This window comes from Tabrizicola sp. (genome assembly GCF_036781545.1).
Taxonomy (GTDB): domain Bacteria; phylum Pseudomonadota; class Alphaproteobacteria; order Rhodobacterales; family Rhodobacteraceae; genus Tabrizicola.
In genome coordinates, this window is the sequence record NZ_DAIQAT010000042.1 from 1 (window position 1) to 23414 (window position 23414).

Here is a 23414-nt window from a genome sequence, read left to right on the forward strand (position 1 = left end):
CGCATGGATTCGCAATGTGAATCCTAGACGGCCAGAGTTCTGCAACAACGCCGCGCCGCCGCCATCAGCCGGATGGAGGAATGCTTCGACTGGCTCCTGATGCTGAACCCCGAGGATGCCCGGATCGTCTGGCTCAGGGCCGAGGGTGCCCGCTGGCGGCAGGTCTGTATTCGCGCCGGGGTAGTGCGATCGACAGCCTGGCGGCGCTGGGTGGCCGCTCTTCTGACCATCTCGAAGAAGCTAGAAAAGCTCGATAAATCAAAGGGCAAAGGCAAGGGCGCAAAACCTCTCACCGCAAGCACCCGCACAACCCCGCGCCAAAGCAGCGCGGACGCCGAGGACAACCGGCCCGATCCGTCGAACTTCGGGCGCGACACTTTCCCGGGTTTTGACGCATAAAGAAGGCAAGATGGCGAAGGGTGTCGGAAGCGCGAAGCTTCGGCCCCAACCCCGTCACCCCTGCTCCCGCCGCCGCTCCCGGCTGCCCCCCCCGCGTTAGGTTCTCCCGGAAGGGAGACGTATGCGGGGGGCCTAGGCGCGACTAACCGCCAGTGACAGAACAAAAATCTGGGTCCGCGCCCTGGGTGCGCAATTTGGGTGCGCGGGTGCGCACCTAAGGCCGCACTTTGCCATGGACCCCATCCGAAAGGCCCCGCCCCGTGCTTCAGATCGAGATGCTCCCGGTTGACCGGCTGGCTCCCTACATCCGCAACGCCCAGATCACAGGCAGCGTTAATGGCGAGCAAGCGGGGTTGTGTCGGTCAATCGCCGATCAGGGCATTGATGTCCTTGATCCGCAGGATCAGCACCATCGGGTCAACCGGGAATGGTTCAAAACCCGCGGCCACGTAGAACGCCTTCGCCCGGTCGTTCAGCGCGTGGACGAGCATGGCGGCAACCCCAACTTCGCGCGCTGCAGCGGCAACCCGCAGGACGGCGTCGCGGAGAAGCGCACGGCCGAGGCCGTTGCCTTGTTCGCTGGCATCGACAGCCAAGCGCCCCAGAACGATGACCGGCACGGGGTCAGGCATGTTCTGTCGCAGCTTGCGGGGGCTGAGGTCATGGCCGACCGATCCAGCGGCGAGGGCATAGAACCCCACAACCTTCTCGCCGCGGCACAGGACGTAAGTTCGCGAGGCGCCAGAAGCCTGATTGGCCCGCGCCTTGCGCCTGATCCAGGCATCGAGCGTCGGTGCGCCAGAGGCGAACGCTTCCACGTCGTGATGATCGGCCAGTGGAACGGGAGCCTGCAGCGCGCCGTCGGTCATTTGTCCCAAGGCGCCGGGGTTGCAAGCAGGCGGCGCAGCCGGTCGTTCGGCGCAGGCGGCGCGTCCAAAGCCGCGACGAAGGCGGCGAACTGCGCAGCATCCAGCCGGAATGCCTGCCGGTCCATCAGAGCATCCTCGGCGGCCTGCCTGCTGGCGTCCATCATGAACTCGGACCGGTTCTTGCCGAGGCTGGCGGCTGCGCGGTCAATCAGGTCCCTGTCCCGCGACGTGACCCGCAGGTTGATCAGCGACCGGCGCTGCGCTTCGTCTTGGGGTGTGACTGCGACCATGTTCGTGCTCTCCACATGCAGGACCAATGTAAAGACAACCGCTTTACAAATCAACCTGCCGCCGTTTGGGGTGATCGGGCAACAGACCTGCCATCTATTGGGGGCTTTCGAACACCAGTTCGGGCAGGACCACCTCCCATGCGTCGCGGCGGAGCAGGCGGTGATAGTCCTCATCCCCATCCTCGCGCCGCCAGTGCAGAATGGCCGCAACCTCGCCGCGCAGGAAGGTGGTGCCCTCGAGCTGGGCGAAGGCGCGGGAGAGGCGGGCAAGGGTCTGGCCGTGGGCGTTCTCCATCCGCCAGCGGTCGCCGTCGCGGATTAGGTGGACCGGGTCGCCGGGACGCGCGGCTGCAATGGCCGCCAGCGACGGATCATCCGGCCGCAGACGCCCGGCAAAGGACAGGTCCACCAGCTTCGGATCGGGCGGCACATAGCGCAGGCGGACGCGCGGCAGGGCGGCGGTATCGGGAGTGACGCGGCGGGACAGGACAGCGTCACCGGGCTGCACGAAGGCATGCGGTCCGTCGGTCAGTACGGTCAGCGTGGACCGCGCCCGCGTCATGGCGACATAGAACAGGCGGCGCGGGGCGTCGGCATCTTCGCCGCGCGAGGGGCGATCCCAGCCGCCGTTCAGGATCGCGACATGATCGAACTCAAGACCCTTGGCGCGATGGGCCGTCATCAGTAGCAGCCCCCGCTGTTCGCCCCGCACATCCCGCGCCCATTCGCCGAACCATTGCACGATGTCGGGCACCGGGGCGGCCTTTTCCACCAGTTCCCGTGCGAGGGTGCCAATGCCTTCGCCGATCAGGTCGGTCCAGCGGGATTGCGGCTGCGCGTTCAGGATCGCGACCAGATCGGAGATGGTCAGCAGCCGGGTGCGATCTGCCAACAGGGTACGAACGAAGCCCTGCATCTCGCGCATGCGCCACAGGGTAAGCGGCTTCTCATTCGCCATGTCGATGGGGATTCCCAGCGCCTCGGCATAAGCGCGTACGGGTTCAAGCCGCCGCCAGTCGCGGGCAATCACGGCGCAGCGGCGCCATGACCAATCGGGGTCGAGCTGGGACAGGCGCTGCAGTTCGTCCAGTGCAGCCACCGCCTGCGCGACATCACCGCCCGCATCCAGCAGGCTGACCCGCCCTTGCGACACCGGGTCCAGCGCTGCCCAAGCGCCGCCCGACATCACCTTGGCGCGGGCGCGGTTCACCGTGATATCGTGACCCGCCTTCATGCGCTGAGCAGCGGGAGCGATCACGGCATTGGCCGCCGCAATGATATGGGCGGTCGAGCGATAGTTCTCGGTCAGCCAGACAGGCTTGGCGGAGTAATCGGCTTCGAACCTTCGGATGAAATCGATACTGGCCCCAGCGAAGGCGTAGATATTCTGGTCATCATCGCCCACGGCAAAGAGGCTGATGCGCAGGTCGTCCTCAAGCGACCGCCCCGCCACGGCGCCGATCAGGGCGTATTCCTCGGGGCCGATGTCCTGATACTCGTCCACCAAGAGCCAGCGATAGCCCTGGATCAGCGTCTCGCGTAGCGCCTCGGCCTCTACCTTGGTCAGACCATCCCCGCGCAGCAAGGCCACGGCTTGCATGACGATCCCGTCAAAGTCGCGGGGGCCTTCGTGATCGCCTGCAAAGCTCGCCCCCATCAGCCGCATCGCCAGCGCGTGGCAGGTGGAGACCGTCACCCCGGCCGCATCATCCCCGATCAGGCGGCGCAGGCGTTCGCGGATCTCGGCGGCGGCATGGCGGTTGTAGGTCAGCACCAGAATGCCGCGCGGGTCTTCGCGTTTCACTCGGACGAGGTAAGCGATGCGATGCACCAACACGCGTGTCTTGCCCGACCCCGGCCCGGCCAGCACCAGCACGTTGGTCTGTTCGCGATCATCACGGACAATCTCGGCTTGCACCAGGTTGTCCAGCGCATCGACAATCGTCCGCCATGAGGTGCCGGTGGTCTGCCTCCGGATTTCCGTGCCGCGTCCCGGCAGCCATCGACGCAGGAAGGCGTCGCGGTCCAGCACGAAGTAATCCTCAGACAGGCGCTGGGCCTGATCCATCGCCTCCAGCCCTTTCTCGGCATAGGCGGCCATCACATGGGTCTGGATCGTTGTCTCGGAGTAGTGTTCCTCCAGCGGCGCGAAGTGCTGCACCGTGAAGGGGCCACCCTTGGGGTTTAGATGCACCGTGATCGCCGGGCGGAACACCGTCAGGCCCCGGCCCAGGGTGGCGACCTGCTGCTCGTGCAGCCACAAGAGCGCCCGGTCCATCAGGCGGGTCATGTCCTTGACCTCGGCCCTGAGCAGCGCGTCGCCGTTCAGCGCATCCAGCATCGCGCCAAGGGTGGTTTCGACCTGAATATCTTTGCCGCGCGTGCCTTTGGCGACCTTACCCGTGAGATGGGTCAGTAACGCCTGCGCCCCCTGCCGCCGCAGATCGGCGGTACGGGCGACCACGGGCCATGACCGTTCCAGCCGCACGAAGATCGTATTCCGGCTGACCTTGCGGAGCGTCAGGTTCCCCCGCCCGCCATCCTGATCGCGCCCGTCTTGCGCCATGCCACGCAAGGCCGTTTCCACCAGATCGGGGCGCACTTGGGCGTGGCCCTTGTCGCGCAGGGCCTGACAGGTTTCGGTCAGGTTCAACGGCTGCGCCTCGGACCCTTCGGCATCCGGCACCGCCTCGTGCATCATGGCGATCAGGTCGGCCTCAAGACGGGCGGCCTGATCCAGACGGCGGGCCGAGGCATCCTCTACCCCCAGATGCACATAGACCGTGATGCCCGTGTCGTTGCTGGCGATGCCCAACGCCTCCAGATCGGCAAAGGCCCGGTGCAACGCGCGCCCTGACAAGCCGCAAGCGCCCGTTAGGTCATCGGTCGAAACCCCGGCATCGACAGGCGCGTTCATCACGTGGCGCACAAGGTCCATCAGTTGCGTGCGCCTGACACCGGTGATCTGCGCCTTTTCCAAAATCGCCGCCGCCTCATCCACCGACCGGATGCGCAGCGATGACGGGAACACCTGCACGCGGTTCTCCTCGCGGGAAAGCAGCGTCGCTTCCTCCAGCCAGGCCACGGCGGTTTTCACGCGGGTGTCGTCGGTGGTCTTGTCGCGCTCGAACTCCTGATCCTTCTCCTCGCGCACGATCTCGCCCGGCGTGGCAACCACTTCGCCCGACTTGTGCTTTTCCATCCGCCTCAACGCCTTCAGGATCGCGCCGATCTCATGCCGGGCCAGACGCGAACGCGCCGACAGCGAGAATTGCCGCTCCACATCCTCGGGGCTGAACAGCAGCACACAATTGGCGGGCGCGCGATCCCGACCGGCGCGGCCTGCCTCTTGCAGGTAGTTTTCCAGGGAGCCCGGAATGTCGCCATGAACGACCAGCCGGATATCGGGCTTGTCGATCCCCATACCAAAGGCGTTGGTCGCGGCGATCACTCGCAACTGGCCGGTGCGAAACGCCTCTTGAACATCGCGCTTGCGGTCGGGCGGCAACCCTGCGTGGAAGTAATCAGCCGCCAGCCCCTGCCCTTTCAGGAACTCCGCTACCCTTTCCGTCGCCCCACGTGTTGCACAATAGACCACAGCCCCCGAGGCGCCTTCGGGCGGAAGGTTCGCCTCGATTGCCGACAGGATGTCGGTCAGCTTGGTCGCCTTCTGCGTGGGCAGAACCGCGAATGACAGGTTCGTGCGCACGGCACCCCCATCCAGAAGCATCAGGTCTACCCCGAGGCGGGTCTGGAAGTGGTCACGGATGTCGCGCACCACTTCCGGCTTGGCCGTGGCGGTAAGGCACAGGACGGGGGCTGGGCTATCGCCCGAGAATTCCCTGATGAAGCGGCTGACATAGCGGTAGTCGGGCCGGAAATCATGGCCCCATTTGCTGATGCAATGCGCCTCGTCCAGCACCCACAGCCCGACCTCGCGCTGTTGCAGCACGGTGCGGATCGACGGCGAGCGCAACTGTTCAGGCGAGATCAGCAGCATCGCGGCATCGCCCATCCTCACCTTTTCCAGCGCGTCATGACGTTCCGGCAGCGACAGCATGCCGTTCACCGTGACCGCCGCCGATATCCCCGCTCGCGCGAGCCCCTGCACCTGATCGGCCATCAGTGCGACCAGCGGCGAGATCACCACCGTCAGCGCTCCGGTCTTGTCAAACCGCGACAGCGCCGGAATCTGGTAGCAGACCGATTTGCCGGTGCCGGTGGGCAGGATGCCCAGCACCGATTTGCCCGCCATCGCCTCGGCCACAATCCGCTCCTGCAACGGGCGGCCCATGTCATCGACAGGCTGCGGGCGGAAGGACGGAAAACCGAACCAGCGTTCCAGCGCGGCATTCGGGTTGTTCTTCTCTGCGCACCAAGCACAACCCGGATCGCCGCAATTGGTATCGCGCAAGTGCCGCACGATCCGCCCCGCCTGCGGAAACTGCAGCCGCACCCAGGGCGGCATGACCGAGTCCCCGCCCGCCACCGAAATCCACGACAGCGCATAGGCCATTGGCCAGCCGTTGCGCGGATCGGACAGGCGACCTAAGGTCTGCTCCAGCCGATGATTGCAGGCGCGGCCGTCCAGCAGGCGGCAGATGGCGGCATGGGCAGCAGCTTCACCCGGCGCAGGACCGCGCAAGGCTTGGAACAACCCATCGAACCCGGCCGAGGCCTCGCCCCGCGTCGTCAGATGGTGATAGGCAAGCACCGCATCCGGCGCCTCCTCCCCCAGCCTGGTGAAGGCCGCGATCTGGTCCGCCAGAACCTGCAGAGCCAGCCGCGCATCCTGTTCGGGGTCATTCACATGCCCGACCTGCAGCCGCCCGTCCTGATAGTGCTTGACCAGATGGTGATATGGATTGCGCGGAAAGGCCAAGGGGTTCAGCCAGAGCGTATCGATGGCCGCCGCCCCCAGCGCCGCAAGCCGTGCCCGGTTGGCCACCAAATGCGGCAGATCGTGCCGCAGGATGTTGTGACCCACCAGATGCGCCGCCCCGTCGCACAGCGCCTCCAGCCAGTCCAGAGCGGGCTCTAGCGCAGCCCCTTTGTGAACCACTGCCCGTTCACCCCGTACCGCTGCGAAGGCGAAAAGCCGTGCAGACTTCGGATCGACCTCCAGATCAACCGAGACGCAATGCGACAGGAAAGAGGAGGCGTCAGGGGGCAAACTCAGGCTTCTGGTGCTAAACTATTCATCAACTTATTGATAACCTTGCTACTCCAGGATGCAAGGAAGGGTTTGGGACGCAACACGACACGCAGGTCAGCGATTTCGGCCGCGCGTTTCCCAGTTGCAGGTTGCCCTAACCAAGAACGACATCCACCCCAGCTGTTTAAGAACTGCGCAGCTGCGGACGCACTCTTGCCGGCCGATTGGTACTCGACGCGCAGGCTTGGAAGTTGTGCCTCGCCGCGCATGGGCTCGTCCGGGTCCAATCTGGAACAGAGCGCCGCTGACAAAGGTGGGGTTCGAGGAGGGTTCAGCGCTTGCCCATTCCCTCAAGCAGGCTTTGTGCCCGCGAAAGAATAGCTGGGTCTGGCTTTGTCGCGCGCAGGCCCGCAAGAACCGAAGGAACCTCGACGCGCCCGGCAGCAATGCATTCCCGGATAAAGTCCAGGTCCTTTTCGGCAAGGCGGTGGAGTTTTGAGACGACCACATCCTCAATTGCCGGGCAAACGATGACCGCGGTCCGGCCATAGACGTCGATCTCGGCGGTCGCCGCGCGCGCTATCCAGTCCGGCGGCATCTGGGCCGTGTTCTCATCAACACCGTCCAGATAAAAGCCAAACCTCTGATGAAATGCAGACATCTCGCCGAATAGCGCGCTGATTTCCTCAGATGCTTCGAGCCCCGGATTCCGCGCCTCCCATTCCCGGTTGTTTGCAGGATAGAGGTCGATCTCGGGCGTGATCTTCAGTGCCATTGGAGCGTCGGGCCATGTCAGTAGAATGGCCTGACTGCCGACGACAATGACACGGTCGGCCTGGAAATGCTCTGCAACCGAACGTGCCGCGCGCAAAAGGTCGTCTCGATCGCGGAAAGGCCTCACTTGGCCGCACCGAGTTTTGCCTTCTGCCAGACGCGACGGCGCCAAGCAGGGTCGTCATAGTCGGCTGATAGCTGGAACGGAGAGGCCGTGCGAAGCCGCGTCAGAGCGCCCGATCGTTTCACGATCAGCTCTGCGACCACGTCGACAGGTTGGTCAAGGATTTCGAGCCAGTCCCGAACATAGTCGGGCACCGGCTGCGGCATGGCCTTGAAGCGCTGCCGAGCTTCCACCAGAAGCTGGTCACTGCGGCGCAGATGCCCTGCGACCAGACGGTGCAATATCAGCTTTGCTCGGTCGTTGACCGTCTCGCGGTTGACGGCTCCTGCTTTGGGCACGGGCTTCAGGGCACGGTGGCGCGCCCGAAGCTCTGCGGCCTTGGCGAGTATCTGCGCACGGTCTTCGGACGGCACCAAGACTTCGACCCGGACAAGGCCCGCTGCCCCGCCCGTTGACTTGTACCGCTTGATCCGCTCCTGAACCGACATCGGACGCATTCCTCCTCACGACAAGATGGCGTATCCCGGATACGTTTTCAAGGCTGGTGTAGCGCGCGATACCAATACCGGTTCGACCGCGGGCACACGGATTTGCTGACAAAACAACATTTAGCCCAGCCCCAAGGTTTCGAACCCCGCCCTCAAGGATTGACTGAGGCTGCGAATGATCTTCATGTGCGCCCCCAGAGCTTCGACCACCAGCACAGTGAGGTCGCAGTGGCGAGAGCCTGCGCTTAGGGCTGGATGAGGCCGAGTGCGCTACGCTAGCACGCAGCCCGCTTTCGTCGGCTGACCAAGCCAATTTTGCGAGCGCAGTCAGCTTGGCGCGAAAGTAGGCTTTTGCCACAGAAATCCGGTGGCAGACACATTCACCCAACCGGGCTTCTTTGCGCGACCGCCGGAGGTACCTGCTTCATCCCAGCATAAGCAACCCGAACACAGGTTCCAACAGAGTAGTCGCAGTTCAAGTTGCACCACGGTTACAGGCGCTCGACGGTCAGGAAAACGGCGCATTCCTTTTGTAGCGCCATAAGATTGTCGATCCCGGCGGTGATGTCGAACCGTGCCTTCAGCGGGGCAAGCGCATCCACCGTGGTGGCCTCCACAAACCGGTCATGGAAATGGCGGCGGCGGTTGCGGTCCGATGGTTCAGGGCGAAGCTGGGCGAACAGCCCCTTCCGGCCAAGGTGCTGTTCCGCCGCCTCTATCTGATCGCGCGGCGGCAGGTCGGGGGTATTTGCCGGCTCCCACACCAGCGTCAGCCGGCGCACCTGCACCCCTTGCTTTTTCAGCATCGTCAGGAAGGCTTCCAGCTTTTCGCGTTGCAGCGGTCGGGCAAGGCACCACGGGTCTTCGATGTGAAGATCGACCTGCCGGCCCGACACCGCATCGAACACAGGGCTAAGATCGCGCGGCGTGCCCGGGCGATAGTCAAAGCGGCGGATGCGGGCGTTGAACGCCTCAAGCACGCCCTTGCGCACCGAAAGCTCGCGGATGTTGCAGCCGATCCAGCTTTCAGCCAGCGCCCTGCGCCCGAAATGCGACACGCCCCCTAAAGGCCCCTCCAGCACCGGGGGCGCCCCGACATCAGCCCAGAACTCCTCTGCCGCGCTTTGCTTCACCACCGTAAGCCGCGGCGCCGCGGCCAGACGATCGGCGCGGGACAGATGAACCTCGATCTGCGCGTTCCGCTCATACTCGACCAAGCCATCCACCAGACGCCGGTCAAGGCCCGTGGACCCTGCGCCAGCCATATCAGCAGTGTCCGGGATCAGGAAATAGGCCTTCCGCGCCCGGTCATCGTCCAGCCAGCGGCGCAGGGCCCGCAGGCTTGCCGCCGCTTGTTCGTGCTCCTGCGCTCCCCACAGAGCCCGCGCCGCGACAATGACCAAGCTGGCCCCCTGCAAACGCAGGCCAATCGTTTCGGCTGCCGTATTGGCAATCGGCACCACATCCGCCGGCGCCTGCGCGGGCCGCGGCTGCGTCTGGGCCAGTACGCCCGAAAGCCAGGCACGCACCGGATGGCGGTTCAACTTGTCCCAGTGCTGCTGGTTGGAGAAATCGTTGAGGCAATGCGGGCAACTTGTCTCGCAGGTATCGCCACTGGGGCATTCCAGAATCTGCAAGGCACGGCCGACCAAGGCGCGCGCCGAAAAGCGCGGCTCGTCGTCGGCCAGCAGGCGGCGGCAATAACCTGCCCCGCCCGGCACGGCATCCGATAGGATCACCGAAGGATGCCCAGTCGGAATCTCGGCCGTGGCTCGGATGTCCCGGGGATCGGTCTCCAAAAGGTCGGTCGCCGCCAGCCTCAGCGCCTCCGAGAGCGTTCGGACAAAGCCTTCGCGCGCCTCTCGGGTTTCGCTTTCCTTCTTGCGCCCGAAATCGGGCAAGGGTGTGGAAAAGCGGATTGCCCGCAGATCCGTTTCAAAGATGTGGGCCAGATCGACGGGCCACCCCAGCTTGTCAACCGGACAGGTCTCGCCGCTTCGCGGATTGTCGTGGCGCTTCTGCACCTCGGCCCCGTGCGCCAGATCGCGTGGGGCGGGCATGGCGAATTCGCAGCGCGGGCAACATAGGTAGCCCTTGCCCTGCGGCCCGCGGTTCACGATGAACATCTGCCCCGGTTTTTCCCCGCTGCGCGGCACAGCAGGAGCAAAGAAGCTCATCACCCCGTTCAGGTCTGAGGGACCGAAATCCTCGTCCATAGCGCGGGTCAGCAGCCGCGCTTCATCCACAGGGCGCACACGCAGGCGGGATGAACCGGGGTCGCGCCCCATGCGCCCGGTGTAGGAGGTCAGGAAGCCGAAGGGTTCAATGAAACGCACCTTCAGCCCTTGCTGGCCCGCCCCGCATTGCGGGCAGGTTTCGTCAAAATCTTCACGGTCGTCGTGAATCTGCACATGGTTGCAAGATGGACAGATGCGGTAATAGCCTTTTTCAGTCCAGGCATCGCCGCCACCGATCGCGGCCTTGCGGGCAATGCCTTCGCTGGTCCAGATGCGGCCCCCCGCTACCACCTCGGCACCCGGGGCATATTCCGCGATGGCGAGACTTGCGTCCCGGTCCAGTTGCAGTGCCCGGCCCTGATCGCCGTGCGATTGCTGATCGGTCACGATTTCCAGATGAATGGAGTGAACCGGGAAGCTGTAGGTCGGAATCACGGCTGCGCGCGACATCGCCTCGACCACAAACCGGTCCAGATACAGCTTCTTGTCGCGCATCCGGCCATTTGCCCGCCTTAGCGCCTTCTGACCTTCCGCGTCAGTCGTGGCCACATGATGCGCAGCCATAGCCTGTTCATAGCCCTCGTGTATCCCGCGCCAGCGCCCGGCGATTACGGCGACAAAACCTTCCACCTTCTGCAGGAAATGCGCTGCAAGATCGGCCCCGCGCAGGGCGACCGACGCCAGCGAACCGGGAAGGCCCGCTTCATCGCGCAGGTCTTCGACGGGGTGCAGGAAGCCGTCTATGCCAGCCCGCCCGAAGGTGGCGCCCAGACGGCGATCGCCACCGTTGCCCGTCGCCTGGGCAAGCGCGCCACGATCTTCGTCGCCGCCCGCACCCGGCCGCATCCCCGCACGCTTGAGGCCGCCCGCCTCGGCGCCAAGGTAGTGCCGATCGGCCCGGGCTATCTCTCGGTCGTGCAATCCCGGGCCAGCGAATACTGCCGCAACACCGGCGCCAGCCTGATCCCCTTCGGCGCCGAGATCCCCGGCGCGATCGAAGCGATCGCCACCGCCGCCCGCCTGGCCTCCTTCGATCCCAACCAGGTCTGGTGCGCCGACATCACCTACCTGCCCATGCGAAAGGGCTTCCTCTATCTCGTCGCCATCATGGACTGGTTTACTCGGAAGGTGCTGGCCTGGCGCATCTCCAACACGCTGGAGGCGGACTTCTGCGTCGAGGCGCTGAACGAGGCGATCCACAAGTTTGGCCCGCCAGAGATCATGAACACAGATCAGGGGTCGCAGTTCACATGTGCCGAACCACGAAGCATCCTGCGCGGTGTCAACCTGCGCCCATCCCCGGGCGCAGGTGCAGAGGTCGAAATCGTAGCGATAGCGGTCGCCGGGCTCGAAGCTGCGGATAATCTTCATGCCCGGCCCTCACGAGCCTCGATCGCCATCACAACAAGGTCGCGATAGCGGGCCAGCGCCTTGGGGCTGGACGAAACCGGGTTGATCGGCACGGCGCGAAGGCCGGTGGCATCAGCTTTCCCGGCCATTTCCACCAGCGCGGCCAGCTTGGCACGGAAGCGGGCATGGGTCGGAGCGGAGAAATCGGGCGGCGGTGGCAATTCGCCCTGCCGGGCCTTTGCTTCGAGATCAGTATCCCGGCGGCGACGCGGGGCGCTGGGCGCGGTGGCGAGTTCGGTTTCTGCAATCGCGGCCAATTCAGCGGCCGGTTCCGGGGTGTCCAAGGGCGGCGCCGGTTCTGCCGGGGCGTCTTGCTCGCATGCGTCGATCTCAGCCGCCAGCCGCCCTGCGGCTGTCTCCAAGCCCGGGGCGGTCAGGATCGCTTTGACCGCCTTCAGCGCGCGATCCGCCCCGATCCTGGCGGCCAGCAACCGTTCTAACCGTTCGGCGGCCGCGGCCACGCTGGCGCTGCGCCCCAAGGGCGCCTCGCTCAGGCGCTGGGCGAGGCGGTTGATCTGGACGGCGGAGAGGTTGGTGAACATCGGGGCCTCCTTCAGGCGTTCTTGATGTGGGCGGAGCGGCCTTCGGCGGTGACCGCGTAGATCATCGTGCGGCTGTCGCCGAAGGTCGCGGCAAAGGCTTCGGCCTGATCGATCCGGTCGAACCGGGCGCGGATGCGGGTCGCGGGTTTGGACCCGCGGCAGGCGATGAAATGGTCGGCGGCGGCGAGGCAATTGGCCTCGTGGCCGGTGATGGCGTGGGTCTTGGCGGGCATCGGAAACCTCCGTTTCAAGGTGTCGCAGACATTGCCGAGACCGTCCGAAGAGCAAGTCCAAATCACTGACTTAATTGGAGAATATCGCAGAATGGGGCTGTCGCGGCGCGCCTATACCGCCTTGCGCGGGGTGCACGAAAGCGCCGTGCGCAAGGCCATCGCCACGGGGCGGATCAGGATCGGAGCGCGGTTTCGAAGTGGTCCTTCGATGGCAGTGTCAGAAGCCCAGATAGCGAGGACACTGCCGCCTTCACAACCCTGAAGGCGGCAGCGACACTTCGAAGGCCACAGCCCTGCAATGGGCTGTGACTTACATCGTTGCGTCTGGCAAAAGGCGGTCGCCCTATTCGGACACAGCCTCTGCGATCACGGTGGACAATTCGCTTCCGACCCTCAGGAACCCCAAAAGCCGGGCGATTGCGCGGATGAGGTCATCGCTGTCAACGTCCCCGCTTTCCTGCCGCACAAGTGCCGCGGCCGCCACAATCTCGCATGGTGGAATATAGGCAGCCTTCAGCAGGCTGCCTGTTTCAGCCGAGCGATCTCTTACAGGGGGGGCCGCCGCCTGCGCCTGTGTCATCAGGAAGGAGCCGTCCTGCATCAGAATGGGGTCCTGCCGAAGCGCTTGCCTAACTGCCCTGCCCGTAGCCTCGACAATCCGGCTTCCCGCCTTGGTCTTGCCGAAGGCCGTCGTGATCCGGCGGGCGACCTCGTCGATATGGATAGGACCTTCGATGGCCACTATCTTGCTCACAAGCTCTGCGAGTTGGGCGACTGGGGCCTCATGCGGCTCGACACTAGATCGGACCGAAAGCTCGGCCCGGACATAAGCAGGCATCTTGATGGTCAGGTGATCGATATCGATCGGCCCCTGCTCTGGTTCGGCAGTTGCTTCGATCAGGGGACGCGCGCTGGCATGATTGGCGCCGCGCACGCGGATGCCGGTCTCGATCTGTTCGCGCCCATGTTCCAGCGCAGCCTTCAGCCGTTCGATCTCGCGCTTGCGGTGATGGAACCAGTCGGTGCTCCAGATGCGGTGGAACCGCCAACCGAGGTTTTCCAGAATGTCCTGCCGCAGCCGGTCGCGTTCCCGCGCCCATAAGGCGCTGTGATAGGCGGCACCGTCGCATTCCACGGCGATTAGGTACTGCCCCGGCCGGTCCGGGTGGCGCACGCCGATGTCGATGCGGAACCCCGCACTGCCGACCTGTGTATCCGCCAGAAACCCCAGCGAGGTGATGACCGCAGCCACATCCTCCTCAAACGGGCTATCAGCCTCTAGCCCTGTGGGGGCGCGGACGTCCATAATCCCGGTCTTGGCATAGTCGAGGAAGCGCTTCAGCACGCGCGGCCCATCGCGGCTGACGCGCGACGGGTCGATATCGCCCGGATCGAAAGAGGCGAAAACCTCGCACCGGACGCGGGCGCGCGAGAAGAGAACATTTAGCCGCCGCTCGCCGCCCTCCCCATTCACCGGGCCGAAAGTCATGGCCGACAGCCGCCCGCCCGGTTCCTGCGGGCCGTATCCAACGGAAATCAGGATCACGTCGCGCTCGTCGCCCTGCACGTTCTCGATGTTCTTGACAAAGACGTCCTCGGATTTTCCCTCACGCAGGAAGGCGTCCAGAACCGGGTCGCGGCGACGGTGCAGTTCCAGCACCTCGGTCAGCATGTCGGCCTGGGCCTTGGAAAAGGCCACGGCACCCAGCGACAGGTCGGGCCAGGCGCGGGCATGGTCGGCCATCGCCTTGACCACCGCCTCGGCCTCGATGCGGTTGGTCCCTTGCCGCCCCAGTCCGCTTCCGCCGCGGGCATAGACGCCTGGCACCCGGCGGAACTTCAGCCCATAGTCCGGGTCAAGCTGGAGGGGCGATGGCGGCAGGACCAGCCCGTCGCCGTAGAATTCGGCGTTCGACACCCGGATCAGCGACGGATCGCGCGACCGGTAGTGCCATTCGAGCATGCGCTGCCGCAGCCCCCGCGCCTCGCACAAGGACAGGATGCTTTCCATATCGGCGGCGGTGGCGCCGACGGTAGCCTCCTCGTCCTCGTCGTTCTCCTCCACATCATCGACAAGGCGGTCGAAGAAGGACGTAGGCGGAAGCTGTTTCTGGTCGCCGACCACGACGATCTGCCGGGCGCGTGCAATCACGCCCAGCGCATCCTCGGGCCGGATCTGCGAGGCCTCGTCGATCACCAAAAGATCGAAGGTCACGCCGCCCGGCGGCAGGAACTGCGCGACAGAGATCGGGCTCATCAGCATCACGGGCTTGATCCGCTGAACCATAGAACCTGCGTTCTTCATCACCCAGCGGATCGGCTTATGCCCCTTCTTGCGCCCAATCTCGCCCCGGATCACACCCATCTCGCCCACCGTGCCGCGCGGCATCTGGGCAAAGTGGTTCGACAGGATCAGCGTCTTGGTCGCCTCGATCCGGTCCTTTTCCAGATCGCGGAACAACGTGACCAGTTCGTGCCGGTCAAGTTGCGGCAAAAGGTTCAGATCAGGGCGGGCGGTTCGAGCGGCATTCCAACGCGCCTCGGCGCAGGCATAGGCGAACTCCTGTTCGGCCCGCTCCGGTTCCACCCGGCCCTCGGAGACCGCATCCACGATGCTGCCAGCCCCCGCGCCCACAGCCGCGGCGATGGACCGGGCAAGCCCTGCCCAGTCCCCGTAACGCGACGGATCGGCCGCCATCTGCGCAAAGGCGGCCCGCAGTTCGCCGAGAGGCGATGTGTCGATGTCCACCCCAAGCCCGGCCTGTGGCAGATCAAGCCGCAACCTGGCAATCGGGGCCGCGATGCGGTCGTGGCACGCCGTGATGCGCGCCGTCAGGTCCGCAGCCGCGCGCCCCGGATCGGGCAGCGCGCCCAGCGACGCGACAAGCTGCGCGGCAGTGTTGAACGCCCCTGCCCGCCGCACCGCCGCCAGCCAATGCGCGGCAGCCTGAACCTCGGCAAAGGACGTACGTTCGCCGCGCCATTCGGGGCCAAGGGTGGCTTGCAGCCAAGGCTCCTCCTCAGCCAGCCGCGCTCGGCGAGCCTGCACGTCAGCTAGTTGGTCAAGAAGGGCCAACCGCTCAGACGGGGGCTTCGGCAAGGCGCCAGTCAGAAGGCTTGCCAACTCGGCTGATGCCCGGCGATAGCCGCCAAAGAGGCGCGAAAAGAACGAGGCCTGCCCGCGCACCAGCGCCGGGCGCAACGCGGCTAGGTTGGTGCTCCAGGCGGGGGCTGCAAACTGCGCCTGCGCCGCCTTATGCGCCGCGGCCCAATCAGCCCCTGCACCCAGCGCTTCAGCCAGGCGCGGATGGGCGGCATGATCGAACAGGGTCGGGATCAGGGCAGTCGCGCCGGGCGGTTGGCTTGCCAGCGACCTCAGCCCGGCGGTCAGCGCGGCCGCATCGGACAGGGACTGCGGAACGGGAAGAAGAAGGGCCTGCGAAATCCGCGCAGCCTCGGCCTGCACGGCATCTATGTCCGCCAGCGCGGTGGCGAGTTCGCCCTCCAGCCGGGCGAGGTCGGTCGGTTGGAGATCAAGCGCGGTCGTGCCGCGATAGGGATGATCCTCTGGCGAACCCACACGGCCCAGCGCCGTCACGAACCCGGCGATGGCCCCCAGCGCTCGGGTGCGCGCCGCAGGGTCCAACGCGGCCAGCCCATCCAGCTGGATCGAAGGGGGCGGTGCCCCCTTGCCGATATGGCCCACGATTTCCGAAATTGCACGGAACGGCGTCTCGGCGGTCGGCGGCAAGGGATCGTGCAGCAAGGCCGCGATCTGGTTCAACTGATCGCGCGTTGCGCGCAGCCGTGCCGGGTCCGCCGCGCCGGGCAGGGCCTTGGCACTGGCCATCAGGGTCCGGCCCAGTTCCTGCGCCAGCGCCTTCTTGTTGGCCGTGCGGGAATGAAGTTCGAGGCAGATATCCCGCAGTCCCGCCCGCACAAGCCGGTCATGTACCACTGACAGCGCTGCCATCTTTTCGGCCACGAACAGCACCGACTTGCCGTCATGCGCCGCCGCCGCGATCAGGTTGGTGATGGTCTGGCTTTTCCCCGTTCCGGGCGGCCCCTGCACCACAAGGCTCGCACCACGACGCACTTCCTCGATCACCTTGGTCTGGCTGGCATCCGCGTCGATCACCTGGATGATCTGCGCCGGGTCCAGAATGTCGTCCAGCTTGTCGTCCGGGCCAAAGATCGGCGCATCTTCTTCGAACCCTTCGGCCAGTAACCCGCGCAAGAGATCGCTTTCCGCAAAGGCATTCACCGGCCAGGTGCCTGGGTCCAGATCGCGGTGCATCAAGAGCTTGGCAAATGAAAAGAACCCAAGTTGCATCCCGTCGCCGTCGATCGACCATCCGGGCTTGCCCGCGATCACATCCTGAACTTTGGCGAAGTAGTCTGACGGTGCCCAATCCTCGGCCTCTTCCACTTCGGGAAGCTGGAGTCCAAAATCCTGCCGCAAGCGTTCCTGCAGCGGCAGGTTGGTCGAGATATCATCCTCGCGTGTCTGAATGTCGTAGGTCGAAGTGCGTTCGTTCCGCACCAGTTGCACCGGAAGCAACACCAGCGGGGACTCGCGCACCACTTCGGACGACGGGCTTTCGCGCCAGCGCAGGAACCCGATGGCGAGGTAGAGGATGTTGAGACCCTGTTCCTCCTCCGCCGTGCGCGCATCCGTCGCCAGACGCAGCAAGCGGCGAGCCAGGGCCTCTGGCCCTAGCGGCACCTCGAGGAAGCTGTCAGTGACCCGATCGGAGGTTGACGGCAGATCAGCCTCAGGCAGGGCCAGCAGCATCTCCTGTCCTCCGGCCGTCTTGTCCTTGCCCAGGGCCTTGAACCGCATCTTGCGGCCGTTGACCCGCAGTATGGAAAAGACCTCGTCGGCCTGTTCGTTGATCACGTTCAGACAATTGGCACGGGAATTGGCGCGGTTGACGTGCACCAGCCGGTTCCGGGTGCCGGTATCCAGAAGCTTGCGGCGCGCGGCCTCGAGGACTTTGGAAACAGTTTTCTCTTTATTTTCAAACATCACATTCGTTCCGGTTGCGCCAAATCCATTTGGGCGCGAAGCTGCCTCAGGTGTCAAGGCATGGCCGGTCTGCCTTATGGGGGAATCAGTTGATACGTAGGTCATTTGGGTTTTCGAGATTGGTTTTCATTGCACCCGCACGGCCCGGAACTCTCCCTTTTGCTGGCGGCGCTCTGTCGTGAGGCTCGATCCGCTGCTCTATGCCCACCCGCTGACCGGCGCAGTGATGCCCGTCACGACCGACCTTCTGTCAGAGACCTACCTCGCTCCAACTGCCGATGCCTGGGATATCGGAGGGGCACTTGCAGACCCCTCAGCACCCTGGGCCGAAAGCTTGCAGATCGCACCCACTGAGACGCAAGGAGCGGTCGAGCGGGCCCTGCGCGGGGTGATGCAAGCGACACCCGGCCTTGATCCGGCAGCAGTGACGCCAGATCGCCTGCCCCCATCGCGGGCAAAGCGGCATCTGCAAGCCCTGCGCGATGTCTGGGCCAATACCGGTACTTTGCCCGAGGATCTGTCGGTGATCCGGCATGTCCTATCTTGCACCGCGGATCAGGCCGCTGCCCCGCTGCCTGTTCTCGACATTGGCGACGATCCATTTGCGACCCCGGCCGAGGCTGCTTTGGCCGCGCAGCTTTGCCGCCACCACGGATCAGCGCCGTCCGCCCGGCTTGCGGCCTGGCGCGCGAGCCAGCCGCAAGGGGCAGCGGCGGGCGCCCTTTCCCATGTGCAGCGCAATCTCCTCTGCGGCGCGCCGACCGTAGCCAGGGATGGAACGCTCGGTTTCTTTGCGTTGCGCGACAGCCTGGCCGAGGCGCAATTCGCCGCCGCCCTCGCCCGCCGGATGCTGGAGGATGGCCGCGCCGCGCAAGCATCTGACATTGCCCTTCTGGTTCCTGAAACACCGACGCGCCTTGCCCATCTGGCCGAAGCCTTCGCCGATCAGGGTGTGCCCCTGTCCGGCCTGCCTGAAGCCGCTGGCCTTCGTGATCTGGCGGGCGAACTCGCGACATTGGCGCTGCGATGCTTGCGCCCGCCTGCGCCTGCAATGGCGCTGGCCAGTCTTGCTGTCCTGCCCCTGATGCCGTGGCCCGCAGCCACTGGGGCTGCCCTGGCGCGCGATCTGATGCGTGGGAACTACAAGCCAAAGGCGGCGGACCTGTTGCAGGACAAGGCTGCTACGCTTTGGGAGGCTTTGCGGGCGGGCGCAACCACGGGCGCGCAACTGGCCTTCAAGCTGGGCCTGCTGGCCGAAAGCCTGACCGCCCCGCTCGGACTGGAACCAGCCCGCAGCACCGCGCAGGGCCTCTTGCGCCGCTTGCAAGCGTCGGTGGGCGATGGCGCGCCGGACTGGCGGGCACTGTCTCGGCTGGCAACCCCGTCCGCCCCGTCAGCCCCACCCGGCCTGCGCCTTCTCAACGGCGTAAGCCTTCTGCCCGCGTCGGACCTGCCATGGCGCGGGGCGCGGCATCTCATCGTGACCGGCTTTGCCGCAGGGGCCTATCCATCGGGCGTTCCCATATCGCCGTTCTTTCTGGACAGCGAAGTCGCCCTGATCCGCGACACCCTTGGCCTTCACCTGCCCAGCCGAGAGGCGGCCCTGCGCCGGGGCCTTGCCCTGTTCGCGCGGCAGATCGGGGCGGCCTCGGCCAGCGCCACCTTTCTTTGCGCGCAGCGTGACGGCATGGGCCGCCCGCTGGCCCCGCCGATGACTTTGTCGCTGATCGCCCGACTGCTGGAGGGGGGCGAGAAAGGGTTGGTGCAGGACCTGACCGCGCAGCCCCCGGTCAGTTGGCCAACGGCCCATCGCAGCGTTCCGCCCCTGCCCGCCCCTGTCGCGCCAATGCCCGAGGGTGGCATAGTCCACCTTGGCCGCCGCGACCTCCTTCGCCTGCATGAGGACGAGACGGGTCGGGCCAAGCCGCAGTCGCCCTCGCGGCTAGAGACGCTGCTGGTCAGCCCGTTGGCATGGTTCCTCGGCGAAACCGATGCAACAGACATCCCTTGGGCGCCCGAAACGCTTGACATTATGCTGGCGGGCACCCTGGCGCATTACGTGCTGGAACACGTCTTTGCGCCAGACGCGGCCTTGCCCGATCCGGCCGACCTGCCCGGATTGACCGAAACGCATCTGGCCCAAGGCATCGCCCGTCACGCGCCCTTTCTGGCCGCTGCCGAATGGCAGTTGGAGCGCGAAACCCTGCGACGCGAGGCATTGCGCGCCGCACAGATCTGGCATGGAATCCTGATCGAAACCGGGGCGCGCATCCTGAAGAACGAGTTCCGGCTGGAAGGCAACGCCCACGGCATCGACATCCGCGGCCGCGCCGATTGCATCCTGCAACTGGGCGACGGGCGGCTGGTCATCGTCGACCACAAGAAAAGCGGATCGACCCGGCGACGCGTGCGCATGCGTGCAGGCTGGGACCTGCAGATCGGCCTCTACCGCGCGATGCTGGCCCGCCCGATCAGGGCCGAGGGCGACGGGCTGGACCTTTTAGCCGGGCAGAGCCCAGCGATCGCCTATCACCTTCTGAACGACGGGACCGTGCTGGCCAGCGGCCTTGATCCCGCCCCGGGCGGGCGGGTGGAAGGTGTGGAGGGCGACATCTCGGCCAGGGCCGTTGCGCTGTTGCAGACCCGGCTGGCCGAGGTTGGGGGCGGATCAATCCGCCTGAACGGCACCGAGGATGAAGCGGCCTTCGGCAAGACAGCCGCCCTGACCGCCTATGCGCTGGATGCGAGCCCCCTTCTGCGCCGCTTCATGGTCGAGGGGTTGTCGATCGACCTGCAGCCCGACGAGGAGGAGGAGGCGCCATGACCCTGACCATCGTCCCGGCAGGCGCGGGCGCGGGCAAGACCTACCGCATCCAGACCCAGTTGACCGAATGGGTCAAGGATAAGGTTGTGCGCCCCGACCGCATCCTCGCCGTCACCTTCACCGAGGCCGCGGCCGCCGAACTGTCGGGCCGCATAAGGCAAAGCCTGCTTGCCGCCGGGATGGTCGAGGAGGCGATGGCGGTGGAGCGGGCCTATGTCTCGACCATCCACAGCCTTGGCCTGCGGCTGATGACGGAACATGCGCTTGCCTCCGGTGCCACCCCTCAACCCCGCCTGCTGCACGAGGCAGAGCAGGACCTGCTGATCCGTCAGGAACTGGCACGCTGCCCGATCCTTGATGAGATAGCGGCCGATCCCGATCGTTTCGGCCATGCTGCAACTTTCTCTACCAGTACCGAAGATGGCCTTCGGCGCCGCGTTCTGGACATGATCGCGCTTCTGCGCGGCCTGGGCGGGGCCGGTCTGTCCGACCGTCTGGCGCCCGAAGGCTGCGCCCGCATCCGTGCCCTATGGGGGCCGGTGGCCGCCGATCCCACGCCGATCCGCGACCGGCTGAGGCAGGCTGTCGCGGCCCTGGTGGACGCCCATCCCGGGGGCGCATTGGCCCCGGGGCTGAACGCGACAGCGGAAAAGGAGTTCCGCCGCGATCTGGGCCGCCTGCGCGCAGCGCTGGAACCGGGGCGTCTGGACCGGGACTGGAAGCTGTGGAACGACCTGCGCGGCCTGCGGCAGACCAAACGCGGCGCCCCTACGCCGCCCGGCTATGACGCGCTGGCCGATCAGGTGATGCAGGCGGCAGCGGGCGTTGTCAGCCATCCCGGCCCCCTTGCCGACGCCTGCACCAACCTGACCGCGCTTGTCACCGGCGCGCAGGCGATCATGGCGGGCTATGCGGGGCGCAAGCGCGATCTGGGCGTGATCGACTATGCCGACATGATCTCGGGTTGCGAGGCGCTCTTGCGCGAACACCCCGAGGTGCTCGCCTCGGTTCTGGGAGAGATCGATTGCGTCATCATCGACGAATTCCAGGACACCAACCCAGTGCAGTTCGCGCTTCTTTGGCAACTGGCGGCTGGGGCGCCGCGCTGCCTGCTGGTGGGCGATGCCAAACAGTCGATCATGGGGTTTCAGGGGGCGGACCCTCGCCTGTCGCAGGCGCTGGCTGAGGCCAACCCCGGCGCGGTCGATCCCCTGCGGCAGAACTGGCGCAGCGATCCGCGCCTGATGGAAGCGATCAACGCCATCGGGGCGGGTCTGTTTTTCGCGGCCTACACGCCGCTTGCCCCCACGCGGGTTGAGACCGGGCAGCCGGTGCTGGAGGTGATCGCGCTGTCGGCCTCTCGCGGCACGCGCAAGGCGCCGAAACTGCCTGATCACACCGCCGCCAGAATTGCCAGGATGCTGGAGGCAGGAGAACAGGTCACGGATCGTGAAACGGGCGCCTTGCGCTCGGTCCGGCCCGGCGACATCGCCGTGCTGTGCCAGCGCCACGCCGAGGCCGCCCGCTATGCCGAAGCGCTGCGCCGTCTTGGCCTGCCGGTGCGGATCAGCGCGTCAGGCTGGCACGATGCCCAGGCCGTGCTGGTCGCGCGCCAGGCCATGGCGCTGGCCGCCGACCCGCAGGATGCGCATGCCGCCCTGGTGGTCCTGACGCTTGGCCCCGCCGCGCTTCCCCTTGATGAAGCCTTGCGCCTGCTGGCGGATGGCGCCCTTACCGACCATACCGCGCTGCACGGCATCCTTGGCCTTGCCGCCGCAGCGCCGGGCTGGACGGTGACCGACCTGTGCCTGAAGGTGACCGCCCATCTACGCCGCTGGGCTGAAGCCCTGCCCGATGCCGCGCAGGCGCTGGCCGATCTGGCAAGGCTCGAGGCCCTGGCAGAGGAATTCGACACCTCGGACCCCGGCATGATGGCCGCCGCCGGGTTTCACGGACGGGGCGCGCGGGTGTTCCTGGGCTGGCTGACCAGCCGGTTGGAAGAACGCGATTTCGACCGTCATCCCGACCCCGACGCAGGCGCCGTTCCGGGGATCGAGATTGTCACATGGCACGCGGCCAAGGGCCGGGAATGGCCCGTGGTCGTCGTCTGCGAACTTGATGGCCAAGTCGGCGAACGGGAAAACACCACCCGCGCCCTCTTCACCGATTTCTCGGACCTGTCGCGCGTGCTGGACACGGCACGGCTGGTCCATACCCCGCGCCTCTTTACCCCCGAACAGCGCGAGGTCTTCCTCGCCGACCGCCAACCCGCCGCCGAAGCCGAGGCGCGGAACCTGATCTATGTTGCCCTGACACGCGCGCGCGACCGGCTTGTGATCGAATGGCCAGAGAAGGCGCTTGAGAAGGAGGCAAACTGCCTGACCTTGCTGGCGCAGGCGGGGGTCAGCCTCGGGGCGGGCCTGATTGTCGGCGGACAGGAGTTCCCGGCGCGCATCTGGCGCGATCCTGCTGGCGAAGGGGTGGAGCAAGTCACTGCGGCGGCTCAACCCCTGCTCCGGTTCGGTGCGCCTTCGCCGACACCCGTCAAGGCCCGCACAACGCCCTGGCGCAGGCGGCCTTCCAGCCTGACCGAGGGCCCCGATCTGCCTGCGCCGCCGCAGGTGATCCCCCTTGGCCCAAGACATGGTGCAGGTCGCGCGCAAACGGCAACCGAACGCGGCACGGTCTGGCACCGGGCCTTTCGTGTGCTGGCCAGCCGCCCCGACCTAGCCGACAGACTGCCTGCCGCCACTGGTCTTGATGCGGCCACGCTCGCCGCGATCACCGGACAGGTTGCGGCGCTGAAGGAATGGCTCGCCCGCGAAGGCTATCCCGACCTGCACCTTGAAGTGCCGATCCACGTCACCCATCCCGATTGCTCGGAGACCCTGGGTATCCTGGACGCCGTGGCCATGGGTCCGGGCCGGATGCTGGTCATCGACCACAAGACCGGACCCGCTCCGGACCCGAAGGCGCGCTTTGCCTCCTACTGGCCGCAGCTTGCCGCCTATGCGGATGCCCTTCGATTGACCTTTCCCGC

The 23414-nt window shown here is 65.9% G+C and carries 12 protein-coding genes and 1 pseudogene; 4 read left to right on the forward strand and 9 right to left on the reverse strand.

What is annotated here, in order from left to right:
• Positions 1 to 63 precede the first annotated feature (63 nt).
• Positions 64 to 399 carry a DUF6362 family protein gene (locus V7Q39_RS09010; protein ID WP_333816245.1) on the forward strand — a complete coding sequence of 112 codons (336 nt, stop codon included), beginning with the start codon at positions 64 to 66 and terminating at the stop codon, positions 397 to 399.
• A 362-nt stretch (positions 400 to 761) separates the two neighbouring features.
• Here the strand turns inward: V7Q39_RS09010 and V7Q39_RS09015 are convergent, their stop codons facing one another.
• The 6 genes from V7Q39_RS09015 to V7Q39_RS09040 form a co-directional block, all read right to left on the reverse strand.
• Entirely contained in the window at positions 762 to 1268 is a 507-nt protein-coding gene (locus V7Q39_RS09015; protein WP_333816235.1) for a GNAT family N-acetyltransferase, read from the reverse strand.
• Positions 1265 to 1558 (reverse strand): type II toxin-antitoxin system TacA family antitoxin, encoded by a 294-nt coding sequence (locus V7Q39_RS09020; RefSeq protein ID WP_333816236.1) that lies wholly within the window; start codon positions 1556 to 1558, stop codon positions 1265 to 1267. Before V7Q39_RS09020 ends, V7Q39_RS09015 begins: the two co-directional genes overlap by 4 nt.
• Positions 1559 to 1652: 94 nt before the next feature.
• Positions 1653 to 6731 carry a RecQ family ATP-dependent DNA helicase gene (locus tag V7Q39_RS09025; RefSeq protein ID WP_333816237.1) on the reverse strand — a complete coding sequence of 1693 codons (5079 nt, stop codon included), beginning with the start codon at positions 6729 to 6731 and terminating at the stop codon, positions 1653 to 1655.
• Between the two features lie 313 nt (positions 6732 to 7044).
• Positions 7045 to 7614: a DUF6036 family nucleotidyltransferase gene (locus tag V7Q39_RS09030; RefSeq protein WP_333816238.1), complete on the reverse strand. Its 570-nt coding sequence runs from the start codon at positions 7612 to 7614 to the stop codon at positions 7045 to 7047.
• Positions 7611 to 8099, reverse strand: a complete 489-nt coding sequence (locus V7Q39_RS09035) for a hypothetical protein (protein ID WP_333816239.1) — start codon at positions 8097 to 8099, stop codon at positions 7611 to 7613. The genes V7Q39_RS09030 and V7Q39_RS09035 overlap by 4 nt, the downstream gene beginning before the upstream one ends.
• A gap of 491 nt (positions 8100 to 8590) precedes the next feature.
• Positions 8591 to 10831: a Zn-binding domain-containing protein gene (locus V7Q39_RS09040; protein ID WP_333816240.1), complete on the reverse strand. Its 2241-nt coding sequence runs from the start codon at positions 10829 to 10831 to the stop codon at positions 8591 to 8593.
• 540 nt (positions 10832 to 11371) lie between these two features.
• On the opposite strand from V7Q39_RS09040, the pseudogene V7Q39_RS09045 reads away from it, so the two are divergent.
• Positions 11372 to 11626 (forward strand): annotated as a pseudogene (locus tag V7Q39_RS09045) (transposase); the annotation flags it as partial.
• A gap of 77 nt (positions 11627 to 11703) precedes the next feature.
• On the opposite strand, the gene V7Q39_RS09050 reads toward V7Q39_RS09045, so the two are convergent.
• The 3 genes from V7Q39_RS09050 to V7Q39_RS09060 all read right to left on the reverse strand — a co-directional run bounded on the left by V7Q39_RS09050 (position 11704) and on the right by V7Q39_RS09060 (position 17550).
• On the reverse strand, positions 11704 to 12288 hold the full coding sequence (locus V7Q39_RS09050; protein ID WP_333816241.1) for a hypothetical protein: 585 nt from the start codon (positions 12286 to 12288) through the stop codon (positions 11704 to 11706).
• An 11-nt stretch (positions 12289 to 12299) separates the two neighbouring features.
• Positions 12300 to 12521: a hypothetical protein gene (locus V7Q39_RS09055; protein WP_099649295.1), complete on the reverse strand. Its 222-nt coding sequence runs from the start codon at positions 12519 to 12521 to the stop codon at positions 12300 to 12302.
• Positions 12522 to 12864: 343 nt separating this feature from the next.
• Positions 12865 to 17550, reverse strand: coding sequence for a DUF3320 domain-containing protein (locus V7Q39_RS09060; protein ID WP_333816242.1), 4686 nt, complete (start codon positions 17548 to 17550; stop codon positions 12865 to 12867).
• 178 nt (positions 17551 to 17728) lie between these two features.
• Here V7Q39_RS09060 and V7Q39_RS09065 point away from each other — a divergent pair, with 178 nt between their 5' ends.
• Entirely contained in the window at positions 17729 to 20374 is a 2646-nt protein-coding gene (locus V7Q39_RS09065; RefSeq protein ID WP_333816243.1) for a PD-(D/E)XK nuclease family protein, read from the forward strand.
• Positions 20371 to 23414 (forward strand): UvrD-helicase domain-containing protein (locus V7Q39_RS09070; protein WP_333816244.1); only part of this gene is annotated, 3044 nt, incomplete at its 3' end. The genes V7Q39_RS09065 and V7Q39_RS09070, both read left to right, overlap by 4 nt.